Below are 16,350 nucleotides of genomic sequence, written 5' to 3' on the forward strand. Positions count from 1 at the left end.
CACGGCTGTGGCCGGTCCGATCGGCCCGGAGTAGCATCGGGCGCGCGGGTGCAGCAGCGGCGCGAGGGCCCGAGCGCAGGCCCGGCATTCGCTCGAAGGCGGGAGTGACCATGACCGGCAGCGGCACCGCGACGGATCCCTGGCAGCTGACGACGGCCCCTGGAACCTCGGCCTACACGATGTACCGCGACGAGGACGGCGACCCGCCGGCACTGGTCTGCGTCGTGGGCTCGACCACCCTGAAGTACCACCTGTCGGCCATCGACGACCTCACGGCCTGGCTCCAGGCACAGGGCGACTGGGTCCCGCTCGGCGCCGCCGACGAGCAGAAGCCGGCCGCCGACGGCACCGTCGAGGCGTGGGGCCGCGCGGAGTCGAATCCCGTCGGCGGCTGGTACGGCCTCCGCAAGGGCTACCGGGGCCGGTTCGGGATGTACCTGCCGCCGCTGCTCGAGCAGCTCGGGCTCGCCGAACTCACGCATGACGGCCGCAACAACCGCATCCGTGCGACCTGACGAGCGCCGACTACGCCTTCGAGTGCGAGATCGCTGCGAGGAGGCCGTTCACGAACCCGGCGGAGTCGTCGGTGGAGAGCACCGTCGCCGCCTCGACCGCCTCGGAGATCGCGACCGCGTCGGGCACCTCGTCGTTGTAGAGGATCTCCCACGCGCCGATGCGCAACAGCGCACGATCGACGGCCGGCATGCGCTCGAGCGTCCATCCCCGCGAGTGCGTCGTGATGAGCTCGTCGATCTCGTCGCGGTGATCGACGATGCCGTCGACGATCTCGCGCGCATAGAGCCACGACGCCTGCCGCTCGGGCTCGCCCACTGCACGCTCGGCCTCGGCCACGAGCACCTGCTCGACCGGCACCTGGCGCATGTCGGCCGAGTACAGCATGTCGAGGGCGCGTTTGCGCGCCTTCGTCCGAGCGCTCACTCGTTCACGCGGCCGAGGTAGTCGCCCGTACGGGTGTCGACCTTGACCTTCGTGCCGGTCTCGAGGAACAGCGGCACCTGGATCTCGTAGCCGGTCTCGACCGTCGCGGGCTTGGTGCCGCCGGTCGAGCGGTCGCCCTGCAGGCCCGGCTCGGTGTAGGTGATTTCGAGCACGACCGACGCGGGCAGGTCGACGTAGAGCGGGTTGCCGTTGTTCAACGCGATCGTCACGGCCTGGTTCTCGAGCATGAAGTTCGCGGCGTCGCCGACGACGGTCGCGGGCACGGTGACCTGGTCGTAGTCGGTCGCGTCCATGAACACGAAGCCGTCACCGTCGTTGTAGAGGTAGGTGAAGTCACGGCGGTCGACGTTCTCGATGTCGATCTTCGCGCCGGCGTTGTACGTGCGGTCGACCACCTTGCCGGTCACGACGTTCTTCAGCTTCGTGCGCACGAACGCCCCGCCCTTGCCGGGCTTGACGTGCTGGAACTCGATGACGCTCCAGAGCTGGCCGTCGATGTTCAGGACGACGCCGTTCTTGATGTCAGCGGTGCTTGCCATGGAGGTGATTCCGATCGATCGAGGGAAGTCAGAGGGCGCGCGGCATTTCGCGTGCGACTGATCGAGTGTAGTCGACTCAGTCGCGCGACCGCAGAACCCAGTCGATCGCCAGCCGGTAGGAGTCCGCACCGAACCCGGCGATGACGCCCGTGGCCACGCCCGAGATGACGCTCGTGTGCCGGAACGTCTCGCGCGAGTGCGGGTTCGAGAGGTGCACCTCCACGAGCGGCACCCCGGCCTGGGCCAGCTGTGCGGCCGCATCGCGGAGCGCGTAGCTGTAGTGCGTGAACGCCGCCGGGTTGAGGACGACCGGCAGTCGTCGATCCACCGCCTCGTGGATCCAGCCGATGAGCTCGGCCTCGTCGTCGGTCTGGCGCAGGTCGATCTCGACGTCGTCGGGCACGGATGCCGCGAGGCCGGCGCCGATGTCGGCGAGGGTCTCGCTCCCGTACACCTCGGGCTCGCGGGTGCCGAGGCGCCCCAGGTTCGGTCCGTTGAGGACGAGGATGGTGGTCACAGGGCCAGCCTAGCGACGCGGCATCCGCCGTCGAGGCGCGACCCCGACGGCGGCCGGGTGAACCCACGGTGGACGACGCATTGACACTCGTTCGAGGGCCACTCGTCCGGTTCACGAAGTGGTCGGCGCGCGTACCCCTCATGGCCACGGCGGCGTGCCCTGCGAACGGTTGGCTCGGGCCCATGCCAACAGATTCGACCCGCGCACGAACGCGCCTCGTCGCCATCGCCGCAGCCGCAGTCACGGCCGCCGCGATCCTGCTCCCCTCCCCCGCCATGGCCGCCGGGAACGACGCCCCGAAGGGCCCATCCGTGAAGAAGGTGGAGCCCACGCTCGTCGCCAGGGCGACGCTGTCAGCCGACCACCTCGAGTCCGGTCCCCCCAGCGGAGCCGCGCTCACGACCACCGTGAACGGACGAACCGGACCGTTCGCCGGGCAGGTCATCCCCGGGTTCTCCGCGGTCATCGAGAACGGCGACGGCACCTTCTGGGCGCAGCCCGACAACGGCTTCGGCGCGAAGACCAACTCGGCCGACTTCCTGCTCCGCAACTACCTCGTCCGGCCGGCGTGGCAGACGGCCGCCGGCGGCAGCGGCGATCTCGCTGTCGAGCGCTTCGTCTCCTACAACGACGCCGACCACGTGCTCGACTTCCCCATCGTGAACGACGCGACGCCCGACCGCCTGCTCACGGGCGCAGACTTCGACATCGAGTCGGTCGTGCGCGCGAAGGACGGCTCGTTCTGGGTCGGCGAGGAGTTCGGTCCGTTCCTGCTGCACTTCGACGCCGACGGCACCCTGCTCGAGAAGCCCTTCTCGCTTCCGAACGGCGCCAAGTCGCCGCAGAACCCCTACCTCCAGCCCGGCGAGACGCCGCGGGTCCGTGCGAGCCGCGGCTTCGAGGCGCTCGCGGGATCGGCGAACGGGCGCTACGTGTACCCCGTCGTCGAGGGGTCGTATGCAGACGACCCCGACCTGCGCCGCCGAGAGGTGCTGGAGTTCGACACGAAGACCGGCGCCTACACGGGCCGGACGTGGAACTACGAGACCGACCAGGACGCGAACGTCGTCGGGGACGCGTTCACCGTGCGCAACGGCGTGCTGCTCCTCGTCGAGCGCGACGACTTCGAGGGCGATCAGGCCGTCACCAAGCGCATCTACCAGGTCGACCTCAAGCGCATCGACGCCGAGGGCAAGCTCGAGAAGACGCTCGTGCTCGACGCCCTGCGGATCGCGAACCCGGACCTCATCGGCGCCGGCGACGGCTACGGTACGGGTGACCCGTTCTCCCTGCCGGTGCAGTCGTTCGAGACGGTCGTCCAGCTGAAGGACGGCAACCTCCTCATCGCGAACGACAACAACTACCCGGGCAACGACGCACGAATCACCGGGACGCCCGACGACACCGAGTTCGATGTCATCGACCTCGACCGAACACGCGTGCAGCCTTCCGAGGTCACCGTCGTGGCGCACCGGGGCGCCAGCGGGTACCGTCCTGAGCACACGCTCGCCGCCTATGAGACGGCGATCACCGAGTGCGCCGACTTCATCGAGCCCGACGTCGTGTCGACGAAGGACGGCGTCCTCGTCGCTCGCCACGAGAACGAGATCAGCGGCACCACGGATGTCGCGTCCCGCCCGGCGTTCGCCGACCGCAAGGCCACGAAGGTCATCGACGGCGTCTCGGTCACGGGGTGGTTCACCGAGGACTTCACGCTCGCGGAGCTGAAGACGCTGCGCGCGGTCGAGCGCCTGCCGCAGGTCCGCCCGGCGAACGCCGCGTTCAACGGGCTGTACGCGATCCCCACGCTCGATGAGGTGCTCGACCTCGCGCGGCATTCGGTGAGCTGCGACGGCCTGCCCGTCGGCGTCTACCCCGAGACGAAGCACCCGAGCTACTTCGACTCGATCGGCCTCTCGCTCGAGGAGCCGCTCGTCGCCGAGCTCTCCCGCAACGGACTCGACTCCGCCGACGCGCCCGTGATCGTGCAGAGCTTCGAGGTGGCCAACCTGGAGGAGCTCGACGGCGCCACCGACGTGCCGCTCGCCCAGCTCCTCAACTCGAGCGGTCGCCCCTACGACTTCACGGTGGGCGGTGACCCGCGCACCTACGCCGACCTGGCCACGGCTGCCGGGCTCGCCGAGATCGCGACGTACGCCGACGGCGTCGGGGTGGAGAAGAACCTCGTGATCCCGCGCACCGCAACGGGGGCGCTCGGGACGCCGACCACCCTCGTGGCCGACGCCCACGCGGTGGGGCTCGACGTGCACGCCTGGACCTTCCGCCGCGAGAACGCGTTCCTGCCGGCCGAGTTCCGTTCCAGCGCCGATCCAGCCGGCATCGGCGACCTCGCGGGCGAGCTGGAGGTGTTCCTCCACGCCGACCTCGACGGCTTCTTCAGCGACAACCCCGACATCGGGACGGCGGTCGCCGGCTGATCAGCACCGATCGACCAAACGGAATGGGGGGATGCCACCGGGCATCCCCCCGTTCCGGTCGATCTCAGGAGGCGATCTCCTGGTAGGCCGCGAACAGCAGCGACTGGTCGGGGGCCAGCATCACCGTCGGCTTGGCGAGGTCGTCGAGCACGATGAACCGGAGCTGGCCGGCGCGGGCCTTCTTGTCGCGCTGCATCGTCGCGAGGAGCGTGTTCCAGCGGCCGGCGGGATAGCTCGTGGGCAGTCCGAGCAGGTCGAGCACGCGCTTGTGCCGGTCTGCGACGTCATCCGAGAGCCGGCCCGACAGGCGGCCGAGTTCGGCGGCGAACGCCAGGCCGACGGAGACCGCGGCACCGTGCCGCCACTGGTAGCGCTCGGCGTGCTCGACGGCGTGGCCGAGGGTGTGGCCGTAATTGAGGATCTCACGGAGCCCCTGCTCGGTGAAGTCCTCGGAGACGACCTCGGCCTTCATGTGAATCGCGAGCTCGACGACGCGGCGGAACTCGGGCGAGGCCGGATCGGTCGCCCGGTCGGGATCGGCCTCGATGAGATCGAGGATCTCCGGATAGCGGATGAACCCCGCCTTCACGATCTCGGCGAAGCCGGCGAGGATCTCGTTGCGCGGCAGGGTGTCGAGCAGCTCGAGGTCGCACAGCACCGCGGCGGGGGCGTGGAAGACGCCGACGAGGTTCTTGCCCTCGTTCGTGTTGATGCCGGTCTTGCCTCCCACGGCCGCGTCGACCATGCCGAGCACCGTCGTCGGCAGCTGCACGATGCGGACGCCTCGGAGCCAGGTGCCCGCGACGAAACCGGCGAGGTCGGTGATCGCGCCGCCGCCGAGCCCGACCACGGCGTCACTGCGCGTGAAGTCGGCCTGTCCGAGGATCTGCCAGCAGAACGCCGCGACCTCGACCCGCTTGCCCGCCTCCGCGTCCGGCACCTCGGCGAGCAGCACCTCGAAGCGGTCGGAGAGCTCCTCGCGCAGCGCGGCGGCCCGAGCGCCCAGGGTCGGCGCGTGCACGATGAGCACCTTGCGCACCGCGGACCCGAGCGCCTCGCCGAGTTCGGCGGCCACTCCGCGGCCGACCACGACCTGATATCCCGACTCCCCGCCGACCGGGATCACCGTGCGCGTCTCGCCTGCCGTCATCGTGCTCCTCCGAACCGCTCGGTGATGTCCTCGACGATGCGCGCGACCGAGCGGCGCGACGTGTCGATCTCGAGGTCGGCGAGCGCGGCGTAGACCGGTGCCCGTTCCTCCATGATGGCCGTCCACCTGGCCAGGCCGCCCTCGGCGATGAGCGGACGGGACCCGCCCGCGAGCCGCGGCGCGACCGCCTCGGCCGTGACCTTCAGCCACACCACCGGCAGCCCGGCGAGGTCGTCACGGGTGTCGGGATGCAGCACCGCTCCCCCGCCGAGCGAGATCACGGCCTCCTCCCGCAGCGCGTCCGCGACGACCTCGCGCTCGACGATGCGGAAGTACTCCTCGCCCTCGCGCTCGAAGATCTGGTCGATCGGTCCGTAGCGCTCGGTGATGCGGGTGTCGGTGTCGACGAACGGGGCGTCGGCGGATGCCGCGAGCCGCTGTCCGACGCGCGACTTGCCCGCTCCCATGGGGCCGACGAGCACGATGGGGAGCGCGAGCCGGGGGCCGTCAGACACGGTCGCGGGAGGCATCCGCGTCGGCGATCTCGGTGAGGAGCGCGTCGGGGATGGCGGCGAGGTACGAATCGAGGTTGCGACGGGTCTCGACGACGGAATCGCCGCCGAACTTCTCGAGCACGGCGTTGGCGAGCGTGAGCGCGACCATCGCCTCGGCGACGACGCCCGCCGCCGGCACGGCGCAGACATCCGACCGCTGATGGTGGGCGGGAGCCGCCTCGCCCGTGGCGACGTCGATGGTCGGCAGGGCGTGCGGGATCGTCGCGATGGGCTTCATGCCGGCGCGGACGCGCAGCACCGTTCCGGTCGACATGCCGCCCTCGGTGCCGCCGGCACGGTCGCTCGCCCGCACGATGCGCCCGTCGGCGAGATGCAGCTCGTCGTGCGCGGCCGAGCCGCGACGGGTGGTGGTGGTGAAGCCGTCACCCACCTCGACGCCCTTGATGGCCTGGATGCCCATGAGCGCCGCGGCGAGCTGCGCGTCGAGCCGGCGGTCCCAGTGCACGTACGACCCGAGGCCGGGCGGCACCCCGTAGGCGAGCACCTCGACCACGCCGCCGAGGGTGTCGCCGTCCTTGTGGGCCGCATCGACCTCGGCCACCATCCGCGCCGAGGTCTCCTCGTCGAAGCAGCGCACCGGGTCGGCATCGAGGCGGTCGACGTCGCCGGGCAGCGGGAGGGGGCGGTCCTCGGGCACGCGCACCGGGCCGATGGCGATGGTGTGCGCGACGAGGCGGATGCCGAGCTCGGCCAGGAATCCCCGGGCGACCGCGCCGAGCGCGACGCGGGCGGCGGTCTCGCGGGCACTCGCACGCTCGAGCACCGGGCGGGCCTCGTCGAAGCCGTACTTCTGCATGCCGACGAGGTCGGCGTGGCCGGGGCGCGGACGCGTGAGGGGTGCGCCGCGGCCGCGGCCGAGCTTCGCCGGGTCGATGGGCTCGGGGCTCATCACCTCCTGCCACTTCGGCCACTCGGTGTTGCCGATGCGCAGGGCGACCGGGCTGCCGAGGCTCACGCCGTGGCGGACGCCTCCCGAGATCTCGAGCTCGTCCTGCTCGAACTTCATGCGCGCACCACGGCCGTAGCCGAGCTTGCGGCGCGCGAGGTCGGCGCGGATTGCGTCGAGCGAGACGGGGATACCGGCGGGAAGACCCTCGAGGATCGCGACGAGCTCAGGCCCGTGCGACTCTCCGGCGGTGAGCCAACGGAGCATGCTCCTATCCTTCCACAGGCGGATCAGAGCGAACGGCGCATGACGTCGAGGACGGCGGCCTCATCGGGCAGCTCGCGGAGGGGATCCCCCGACGTGAAGATGCGCACCTGCAGGAGCGCCTGGTGCAGCAGCATCTCGAGCCCGTGCACCACGGTCCCGCCTGCCTCGAGCCACTGCGAGGCGAGGGTCGTCGGCCACGGTGCGTACGCGACGTCGAACAGCGGCGTGCGTTCCCTGAGCCGGACGGATGCCGCCACGCCGGGGTCTGCACCACCGGGCAGGGTGCTGACGACCAGGTCGGCGTCGTCGATCGCGGGCAGGTCGCCGATCGGCCGGACCTCGACACGGAGGCCGAGGGCGGCCCCGAGGCCCGAGATCGCCGCGCCGGCCTCGGGCCGGCGCAGGAGCACCTCCACCGACTGCGCGCCGAGCTCGGCCATGGCGGCGAGGGCCGATGCCGCGGTCGCTCCCCCGCCGAGCAGCACACCGTGCCCCGCGCGGTCGCAACCGGCCTCCCGGAGCGCGCGAACGATGCCGCCGACATCCGTGTTGAACCCCCGTCGCAGCCCATCGGCGAGCAGCACGGTGTTCGCCGCGTTCGTCAGCCGTGCGATCTCGTCGAGGTCGTCGAGCAGCGGCAGCACGTCCTGCTTGAGCGGCATCGTGAGCGACAGCCCGCGCCACGCGGCATCCCGCGTGTCGAGGAACCCGGCCAGCCCGGCGCCGTCCATCTCGACGGCGGTGTACTCCCAGTCCAGGCCGAGCCTGGCATACGCCGCTCGGTGAAGGGCCGGGCTCCTCGAGTGCGAGATCGGCGACCCCAGGACGGCCAGCCGAGCCGCGCGCGGCGCGCCACCTGCGCCGGGGTCACTCACAGTAGGCCGCGTTCTCCTCGCTGGCGGCGCACCACTCCTGCAGCTGCGCGACCGCCGCCTCGTGCTCCTCGACGGTCGTCGAGAACACCGTCTCGCCCGTGGCGAGGTTCACCGGGACGAAGAAGAGCCAGGTGCCCTCGGCGGGGTGGATCGCCGCGTTGATGGCGACGTCGCCGGGATTGCCGATCGGCCCGATCGGCAGTCCGGGGTTCGCGTAGGTGTTGTAGCGGTTGGAGGCGTCGGCGCGCTCGGCGTCGGTCGTCCACACGGTGTGCGTGTTGCCAGTGCCATAGGCGACCGTGGCATCCGATTCGAGATTCATGCCCTGGTCGAGGCGGTTCTGGAACACGCGGGCGACCTTCGGGAAGTCCTCGGTGTTCGATCCCGCCTCGCGCTGCACGATCGAGGCCAGCACGATCGTCCTCCAGCGCTGGTCGGCGGGCACGCCGGCGGCGTCGAGCGCCTCGAACTGGCGGTCGACGAGCGTCTGCAGCACACCATGGGCGTCGATGCCGGGATCGAGCGTGTACGTCGCCGGGAAGAGGAAGCCCTCGAGGTTGGTGGCCTCCACGGGCAGCCCGTAGTTCGCGGGCGGCTCCGCCGCCGCGGCCTGGAGTTCCTCGATCGGGATGCCGGTTCCCTCCGCGATCGCGACGAGCACGTCGGGCAGCGCCGTGCCCTCTGGGATGACGAAGGTGTTCTCCAGCTTGTTGGCGGGGTCGGTCAGCGCATCCAGGGCCGCCTGCGCGCTCATCTGCTCGGCCAGCTGGTAGGCGCCCGGGTGGAACTCGGGCTCGGGCGACTGCTCGAGGAGCAGGTCGTAGAAGGCGTCGTAGGACGCGGTCACGCCCTCGTCGACGAGGTTCTCGGCGATGTCGGAGCCGGTCTCGCCGTCGTGGATCATGAAGACGACCTCGCCGGTTCCGGCGCCCGTGTAGTCGGCAGCGGGTGTGAACCGCTCGATCAGGGCGTTGATGGGCCCCTGCAGGAAGAAGACGGCGCCCGCGACGAGCGCGGCCACGATGACGAGTCCCACGAGGCATCCCCATGGGCCGCGGCGCCTCGGGTGCTCGGGCTCGTGCACCTCGTAGTCGGATGCCACGGCGCGGCGCTCCGCGCGCGACGGCTTGGCGGGCGCGAGCACCTCGGGCTCCGTCGCGGCGGCGCGACGCTGCTCGGCCTCGCGCGCTTCCCGACGGGTCATGGGACGGTCGGGCGCGGCCGCGATGTGCTCGGGCGAGGGCGGCTCCCCCGCGGAGCCCAGCTGGGGGCGCGTCGGGTCGACGTCGCCGGCGAGCAGCGCATGCCAGTCGACCGCGGCGCGATCCGTCGAGGATCCGTGCGGCTCCGAGGGGAACTGGGTCACAGGGGGGACGACCCTTCGTCTGTCGTGAGCAGGCGTCCGGGCTCGGAACCCGAGGCCCGCTCGGCGTCGATGGCGTGTTGCAGAATGATAACGGCTGCGACTTGGTCGACGATGGGACGCTGGCTGCGGCTCGACTTCCCAGTGGCTCGCAGGGCCTGCTGGGCGCTCACCGTCGAGAGCCGCTCATCCACCAGTCGTACAGGGACGCCGCCCGCGGCGAGACGCCCGGCGAAGCCGATCGCATCGTCGGTCGACGCCGTCGCCGCGCCCGAGAGCGAGAGCGGATTGCCGACCACGAGCTCGATGGCGCCGAATTCCTCGGCCAGCTCGAGGATCCGGCGCACGTCGGCATCGCCGTCAGCGGCGCGCGGGACCGTCTCGACCGGCACCGCCAGCAGACCGCCCGCGTCGCACCGCGCGACGCCGATGCGCGCCCGCCCGACGTCGATGCCGAGCCTCGCTCCCTGGCGCATGGTCTACCTGGCGAGCTCGCGTCGCACGGCGTCGAGCGCGGCGGGGATCGCCGACACGTCGCTGCCGCCGCCCTGCGCGAGGTCGGGCTTGCCACCGCCACCGCCGCCGAGCACCGCGGCCATCGCCTTCGCGAGCGCGCCCGCGTTCGCCCCCGCCTCGCGGGCTGCGGGCGAGGTGGCGACGATCGCGACCGGCTTGCCACCGACCTCGGCCGTGAGTGCCACCACGGATGCCGCGTCGCCGAGCCTCCCGCGCACGGCGGTCGCGAGCGACCGCACCTCGTCGCCCGAGCCGAGCTGCCCCACGTGCTCGGCCACGACGAGGACGTCGCCGGACCGCACCGCGTTGGCCGCGAGGGCCGGGACGCGGTCGCCGAGCGCCTTCGCCTCGAACTGGGCGATGCGCTTCTCGGCTGCCTTGAGGCTCGCGACGAGCTCGCCCACCCGGTCGACGAGCTGTTCGGGGCGCGTCTTCAGGTTGGCGGTGAGCTCGGACACGAGCGCGCGCTCGGCCGCGAACCGGCGGAACGCGTCCATGCCGACGAGCGACTCGACGCGCCGGTTCGAGGCGCCGACGGACGACTCGCCGACGATGTTGATCATGCCGACCTCGGAGCTCGTGGACACGTGGGTGCCCGCGCAGAGCTCCCTCGACCACGGCCCACCGATGTCGACGACGCGCACGACGTCGCCGTACTTCTCACCGAACAGTGCCATCGCCCCGAGGCTCTTCGCCTCGTCGAGCGGCATCTCGCGGGTGACGACCTGCAGGTTGTCGCGGATGGCGTTGTTGGAGATCTCCTCGATCTCGCTGCGCGTCTCAGAAGACAGCGCCGAGTTCCAGCCGTAGTCGAGGCGCAGGTAGCCCGCCTTGTTGTAGGAACCGGACTGGTGGGCGTTCGGCCCGAGGACCTGACGGAGCGCGGCGTGCACGAGGTGCGTGCCCGAGTGCGCCTGCGTCGCGCCGCGGCGGTAGTCCTCGTCGACGAGCGTGGTCGCGGGCACGCCCACGCCGACCTCGCCGGAGGTGACCTTCACCGTGTGGCTGATGAGGCCCTTGACCGGCTTCTGCACGTCGAGGACCTCGAGCTCGTAGCCGTCGCCGACGATGCGGCCCTGGTCGGGTGCCTGACCGCCGGACTCCGCGTAGAGGGACGTCTCGCCCAGGATGACCTCGGCGGTCTGCCCTGCGGTCGCGACCGGCACGGGCCGCCCGTCGACGAGGAGGCCGAGCACCGTGGACTCCGTGGTCAGCTCGGTGTACCCGGTGAAGATCGTCTCGCCCTTGGCGCGGAACTCGCCGTACACCGAGAGGTCGGCGAGCACCTTCTTCTTGGACTTCGCGTCGGCCTTCGCCCGGGTGCGCTGCGCCGTCATGAGCTCGTCGAAGGCGACCCGGTCGACCGCGAGGCCCGCCTCGTCGGCCATCTCGAGCGTGAGCTCGATCGGGAACCCATACGTGTCGTGCAGCAGGAAGGCAGTGTCGCCCGCGAGCTCCGCCCGGCCCGACTGCTTCGTCGAGGCGACGGCCACGTCGAGGATCGAGGTGCCCGCCGCCAGCGTGCGCAGGAAGGTCTCCTCCTCGCCGAGCGCGAGCTGCTCGATGTGCGCGTAGTCGCGCGCGACCTCGGGATACGCCGCCTTCATCGCGTCCCGCGACGCCGCGAACAGCTCACGGAACGTCGGGCCCTCGACGCCGAGCAGTCGCATCGCACGGATGCTGCGGCGCAGCAGTCGGCGCAGGATGTAGCCGCGACCCTCGTTCGACGGGCTCACCCCGTCGCTCATGAGCATGAGCGACGAGCGGATGTGGTCGGCGATGACCCGCATGCGGACGTCGTCCTCGTGGTCGGCGCCATACGCGCGACCCGACAGCTCCGCGGCACGATCGAGCACCGGGCGGACCTGGTCGATCTCGTACATGTTCTCGACGCCCTGCTTGATGAAGGCGACGCGCTCGAGGCCCATGCCGGTGTCGATGTTCTTCTTCGGCAGCTCACGGACGATGCGGAAGTCGGTCTTCGACTTCACGTCGTCGATGAGGTACTGCATGAAGACGAGATTCCAGATCTCGACGTAGCGGTCGTCGTCGGTCGCCGGACCGCCGTCGATGCCGTACGCGGGGCCGCGGTCGAAGAAGATCTCGGAGCACGGTCCGGCGGGGCCGGGCTGCCCGGTGTGCCAGTAGTTCGTGTCCTTGTCGAGGCGCTGGATCCGCTCCTCGGGGAGCCCCGCGACCTTCTTCCAGAGCTCGATGGCCTCGTCGTCGTCCTTGTAGACGGTGACCCAGAGGTCTTCCGGGGCGAAGCCGTAGCCGCCGTCGGCCTCGGGCGTGGTGAGCAGCTCCCACGCCATGCTGATGGCGCCCTCCTTGAAGTAGTCGCCGAACGAGAAGTTGCCGTTCATCTGGAAGAACGTGCCGTGGCGGGGCGTCTTGCCGACTTCCTCGATGTCGTTCGTGCGGATGCACTTCTGCACGCTCGTGGCGCGCGGATAGGGCGAGGGCACCAGGCCGGTGAGGTACGGCACGAACGGCACCATGCCGGCGACGGTGAACAGCAGCGTGGGATCGTCGGACACGAGTGACGCCGAGGGCACGACCGTGTGGCCGCGCGCGGCGAAGAAGTCCAGCCAGCGCTGGCGGATGTCTGCAGTCTGCATGGTTCCGTTCTGGTTCAGCGGCCGTGCGGCCGCGCTGAGTCGAGGAGCCGGATCAGCGTGCGGCGGGCGCGTCGCCCGCGGCGCGCAGCTCGGCATCGCGCTCGTGGTAGCCCTCGGCGATCGCCTTGCCGAAGGCCCTGGCCTTGGCGTCGACCGACGAGAAGAACTCGCGGCCCTGTGCGGTCTGGTTGACCTGGTGGGCGGCCACGAAGCCCGCAGCGACGCCGACGGCGAACCACACGATGCTCTTCACGAAGTGCTCCCTCTGACCGATCTCGCCGCGCGAGTCCCGCCCGGCACGCATCCTGACATTCTAGTGCGGTCGGATGCCCCGGGAGACGGAACGGGGGCCGCGGGAAACCCCCGCGACCCCCGGTCCGAATGCAAGCTGCTCAGCGAGCGGCGTAGTACTCGACGACGAGCTGGACGTCACAGGTCACGGGCACCTCGGCGCGCTTGGGGCGACGCAGGAGCTGGGCCTGGAGCGTGTCGAGCTCGACCTCGAGGTAGCCGGGGAGCTTGGGGAGCACGTCGACGTGACCGCCGGCCGCGGCGACCTGGAAGGGCTCGGTGCCCTCGGAGCGCTGCTTGACGCCGATGGTCTGGCCCGGCTTCACGCGGAACGAGGGGCGGTCGACGATCTGGCCGTCGACGAGGATGTGACGGTGCACGACGAACTGGCGGGCCTGCGCGATGGTGCGGGCGAAGCCGGCGCGGAGCACGAGGGCGTCGAGGCGCATCTCGAGCAGCTCGACCAGGTTCTCACCGGTCAGGCCGTCGGTGCGGCGAGCCTCGTTGAACGCGATGCGGAGCTGCTTCTCGCGGATGCCGTACTGGGCGCGGAGACGCTGCTTCTCGCGGAGGCGCACGGCGTAGTCGGAGTCCTGCTTGCGCTTGGTGCGTCCGTGCTCACCGGGTGCGTAGGGGCGCTTCTCCATGTACTTGGCGGCCTTCGGGGTGAGGGCGACGCCGAGCGCACGGGAGAGGCGGGTCTTGCTGCGTGACTGGTTCGACACGAATGTCCTTTCGGAAGAATCTCAAGTGAACTCGCGGCGCGTTCGTGCGCCGGAAGTCTGTGTCAGAGGGATTCGCCAAGGGTGGATCGGCTACAGATCGCACCCGTTCGCCGGTGACTCCCTCGCAGCCGCGCTCGGGAATCTGGCTTCAGGCCGAGGGATATGCTATCACGCCCGGCCTCGGAGGCCCGACGTCAGCGTTCGCCGCGCACGATGCGGCGCAGCTTCGCCAGCCGTGCCGACACCTCGCGCTCGTTTCCGTGCTCGGTCGGCTGGTAGTAGGTGGCGCCGCGCAGTTCTGCGGGCAGGTACTCCTGCTGCACGACGCCGATCGCGTCGTCATGCGGATAGACGTAGCCCTTGCCGTGGCCGAGTCGCTTCGCCCCGGGGTAATGGGCGTCGCGGAGGTGCTTGGGGACGCGCCCGGCGCGACCCTCGCGCACGTCGGCGATCGCGCGGTCGATGCCGAGGTAGGCGGCATTCGACTTCGGCGCGGTCGCGAGGTGCACCACGGCCTGCGCGAGCGGGATCCGCCCCTCTGGCATGCCGATGTACTGCACGGCGTCGGCCGCCGACACGGCCACGCCGAGCGCAGTGGGGTCGGCCATGCCGATGTCCTCCGAGGCGAGCACGATGATGCGGCGGGCGATGAACCGGGGATCCTCGCCGGCCTCGATCATGCGCGCGAGGTAGTGCAGCGCCGCGTCGACGTCGCTGCCCCGGACGGACTTGATGAAGGCGCTGATGACGTCGTAGTGCTCGTCGCCGTTGCGGTCGTAGCGGAGCAGTGCACGGTCGACGGCGCGAGCCACGACGTCGGCCGTGATCAGCGGCTTGGTCGGCGTCGCGGCATCCGCTGCCTCGGGGTCGTCGACGTCGCCGTCTGCGTCGGTGACGTCGACGGCATCGGGATCGCCATCGCCCGCGGTCGTGGTCATCTGCGCGGCCGCGACGGATGCCGCCTCGAGGGCGGTGAGCGCACGGCGCGCGTCGCCCGAGGCCAGCCGGATGATCGCCGCGCGCGCCTCGGGGTCGAGCTCGACGGCGCCCGCGAGGCCACGCGGATCGGCGACGGCTCGGTCGACAAGCACGCCGAGGTCGTCATCGGTCAGCAGTTCGAGCGTCAGCAGGAGCGACCGCGACAGCAGCGGCGAGATGACGGAGAACGACGGGTTCTCGGTCGTCGCTGCCACGAGGATGACCCAGCCGTTCTCGACGCCGGGCAGCAGCGCGTCCTGCTGCGCCTTGGTGAAGCGGTGGATCTCGTCGAGGAAGAGCACCGTGGAGAGGCCGTAGAGGTCGCGGCTCGCCCGCGCCTCCTCCATGACCTGTCGCACGTCGCGCACGCCGGCCGTGACCGCGGAGAGCTCGACGAACTTGCGCCCCGACGAGCGGGCGATGGCCTGCGCGAGCGTGGTCTTGCCCGTGCCGGGCGGACCCCACAGGATCACCGAGACCGAGCCGGACTCCCCCGTGCGGTCCCCGGCGAGGGCCACGAGCGGCGAGCCGGGCGTGAGCAGGTGGCGCTGCCCCGCCACCTCGTCGAGGCTCGTCGGCCGCATGCGCACGGCGAGCGGCGTCGCGCCGGAGCGCAGCCCCGGGCTGGAGTCCACCATGCCCTCAAGCGTAGCCGCGGCATCCGACAGCGAGGGCGGCGCCCGGCGGGCGGCGGACCGCATCGAACGCAGCGATTGGTGCCGACCGCGGCGGGTGCGTAGAGTCGGCTCGCAGGAGTCCCGAGAAGGAGCATGCGTGGCATCGAACGACCGTCAGGCGCGTGAGGAACGTGCGCGCCTCCGCACGTACCAGGCCCGCCAGGAAGTGCACGTCCGCAAGCAGCGCCGCCGCACGAGGGACAACGTCATCGCCGTGATCGCGCTCGTGGTGGTGCTCACGCTCGCCACCGCCGCCCAGCTGTTCTACTTCAGCGGCGGACCGGGGGCGCCGGCCGCCGCGCCGACGCCCACGGCGACGCCGACCCCCGAGGCGACCGCGCCGGCCGGCGAGAACCAGGGCGACGTCCCCTCGGCCGACCTCGCCGAGGGTCGCACGTGGACGGGCACCCTCACCCTCAACGACATCCCGCTCGGCGTCGAGCTCGATGGCGCCGCGGCACCCCAGGCCGTCTCCAGCGAGATCAGCCTGATCCAGTCGGGCTTCTACGACGGCACCAGCTGCCACCGCCTGACGCGTGAGAACATCTGGGTGCTGCAGTGCGGCGACCCCGCGGGCGACGGCACCGGCGGCCCCGGGTACAGCTACGGTCCCGTCGAGAACGCCCCGGCCGACGGCGTCTACCCCGCCGGTACCATCGCGATGGCGCGCCAGCAGCAGAACGGGTACAGCCAGGGCAGCCAGTTCTTCATCGTCTATGAAGACACCACGCTCACGCCCGACGAGGCCGGCGGGTACACCGTCGTCGGCCAGGTCACGAGCGGGCTCGACCAGCTCAAGGCGGGCGTCACCGACGCCGGCACCGCCGACGGCGGCACCGACGGCACGCCCGCGGTGCCCGTGACGATCACCGGGTTCACGATCCAGTGACGTGGGGCGCCGCCGACGCGCGGTGCACGGCACCGCCCTCGAGCGGTGCAATAGGCTTGATGCCGTCATCGCCGCCCAGTGGG

16 protein-coding genes are annotated in these 16,350 nt (G+C 71.1%); 3 read left to right on the top strand and 13 right to left on the bottom strand.

Features of this window, described 5'->3' with window-relative positions:
* Nucleotides 1–110 precede the first annotated feature (110 nt).
* Nucleotides 111–515, top strand: coding sequence for a DUF6855 family protein (locus J2X63_RS15450; RefSeq protein WP_309978832.1), 405 nt, complete (start codon nt 111–113; stop codon nt 513–515).
* A gap of 10 nt (nt 516–525) precedes the next feature.
* Here the strand turns inward: J2X63_RS15450 and nusB are convergent, their stop codons facing one another.
* From nusB to J2X63_RS15465, 3 genes are all read right to left on the bottom strand, one after another.
* Nucleotides 526–939, bottom strand: a complete 414-nt coding sequence (gene nusB, locus J2X63_RS15455) for a transcription antitermination factor NusB (protein ID WP_309978834.1) — start codon at nt 937–939, stop codon at nt 526–528.
* Nucleotides 936–1,499 (bottom strand): elongation factor P, encoded by a 564-nt coding sequence (efp, locus tag J2X63_RS15460; protein WP_309978836.1) that lies wholly within the window; start codon nt 1,497–1,499, stop codon nt 936–938. Before efp ends, nusB begins: the two co-directional genes overlap by 4 nt.
* A gap of 76 nt (nt 1,500–1,575) precedes the next feature.
* A complete protein-coding gene (locus J2X63_RS15465; protein ID WP_309978838.1) occupies nt 1,576–2,016 on the bottom strand; it encodes a type II 3-dehydroquinate dehydratase in 441 nt (146 codons plus the stop codon).
* 182 nt (nt 2,017–2,198) lie between these two features.
* On the opposite strand from J2X63_RS15465, the gene J2X63_RS15470 reads away from it, so the two are divergent.
* Nucleotides 2,199–4,454 (top strand): esterase-like activity of phytase family protein, encoded by a 2,256-nt coding sequence (locus J2X63_RS15470; RefSeq protein ID WP_309978840.1) that lies wholly within the window; start codon nt 2,199–2,201, stop codon nt 4,452–4,454.
* Nucleotides 4,455–4,518: 64 nt separating this feature from the next.
* Here the strand turns inward: J2X63_RS15470 and aroB are convergent, their stop codons facing one another.
* From aroB to J2X63_RS15520, 10 genes are all read right to left on the bottom strand, one after another.
* Nucleotides 4,519–5,604 carry a 3-dehydroquinate synthase gene (gene aroB / locus J2X63_RS15475; RefSeq protein ID WP_309978842.1) on the bottom strand — a complete coding sequence of 362 codons (1,086 nt, stop codon included), beginning with the start codon at nt 5,602–5,604 and terminating at the stop codon, nt 4,519–4,521.
* The gene (locus J2X63_RS15480) at nt 5,601–6,119 is read right to left on the bottom strand and encodes a shikimate kinase (protein ID WP_309978844.1); all 519 of its coding nucleotides are present in this window, start codon (nt 6,117–6,119) and stop codon (nt 5,601–5,603) included. The genes aroB and J2X63_RS15480 overlap by 4 nt, the downstream gene beginning before the upstream one ends.
* Complete coding sequence (aroC, locus tag J2X63_RS15485; protein ID WP_309978846.1) at nt 6,112–7,332, bottom strand: chorismate synthase; 1,221 nt, start codon at nt 7,330–7,332, stop codon at nt 6,112–6,114. Before aroC ends, J2X63_RS15480 begins: the two co-directional genes overlap by 8 nt.
* 23 nt (nt 7,333–7,355) lie before the next feature.
* Entirely contained in the window at nt 7,356–8,207 is an 852-nt protein-coding gene (locus J2X63_RS15490) for a shikimate dehydrogenase (protein ID WP_309978848.1), read from the bottom strand.
* Nucleotides 8,200–9,573, bottom strand: coding sequence for an endolytic transglycosylase MltG (gene mltG, locus J2X63_RS15495; RefSeq protein ID WP_309978849.1), 1,374 nt, complete (start codon nt 9,571–9,573; stop codon nt 8,200–8,202). The genes J2X63_RS15490 and mltG overlap by 8 nt, the downstream gene beginning before the upstream one ends.
* Complete coding sequence (ruvX, locus tag J2X63_RS15500; protein WP_309978850.1) at nt 9,570–10,046, bottom strand: Holliday junction resolvase RuvX; 477 nt, start codon at nt 10,044–10,046, stop codon at nt 9,570–9,572. Before ruvX ends, mltG begins: the two co-directional genes overlap by 4 nt.
* 3 nt (nt 10,047–10,049) lie before the next feature.
* Nucleotides 10,050–12,707: an alanine--tRNA ligase gene (alaS, locus tag J2X63_RS15505; protein WP_309978851.1), complete on the bottom strand. Its 2,658-nt coding sequence runs from the start codon at nt 12,705–12,707 to the stop codon at nt 10,050–10,052.
* Between the two features lie 52 nt (nt 12,708–12,759).
* A complete protein-coding gene (locus tag J2X63_RS15510) occupies nt 12,760–13,011 on the bottom strand; it encodes a hypothetical protein (RefSeq protein ID WP_309978853.1) in 252 nt (83 codons plus the stop codon).
* Between the two features lie 88 nt (nt 13,012–13,099).
* Entirely contained in the window at nt 13,100–13,723 is a 624-nt protein-coding gene (rpsD, locus tag J2X63_RS15515) for a 30S ribosomal protein S4 (RefSeq protein ID WP_159605795.1), read from the bottom strand.
* A 194-nt stretch (nt 13,724–13,917) separates the two neighbouring features.
* Nucleotides 13,918–15,339 carry a replication-associated recombination protein A gene (locus J2X63_RS15520; protein ID WP_309978857.1) on the bottom strand — a complete coding sequence of 474 codons (1,422 nt, stop codon included), beginning with the start codon at nt 15,337–15,339 and terminating at the stop codon, nt 13,918–13,920.
* 136 nt (nt 15,340–15,475) lie between these two features.
* On the opposite strand from J2X63_RS15520, the gene J2X63_RS15525 reads away from it, so the two are divergent.
* The gene (locus tag J2X63_RS15525) at nt 15,476–16,267 is read left to right on the top strand and encodes a peptidylprolyl isomerase (protein ID WP_309978860.1); all 792 of its coding nucleotides are present in this window, start codon (nt 15,476–15,478) and stop codon (nt 16,265–16,267) included.
* Nucleotides 16,268–16,350: the final 83 nt, after the last annotated feature.

Origin of the sequence: Agromyces sp. 3263 (assembly GCF_031456545.1) — a bacterium.
Classification (GTDB): Bacteria; Actinomycetota; Actinomycetes; order Actinomycetales; family Microbacteriaceae; genus Agromyces.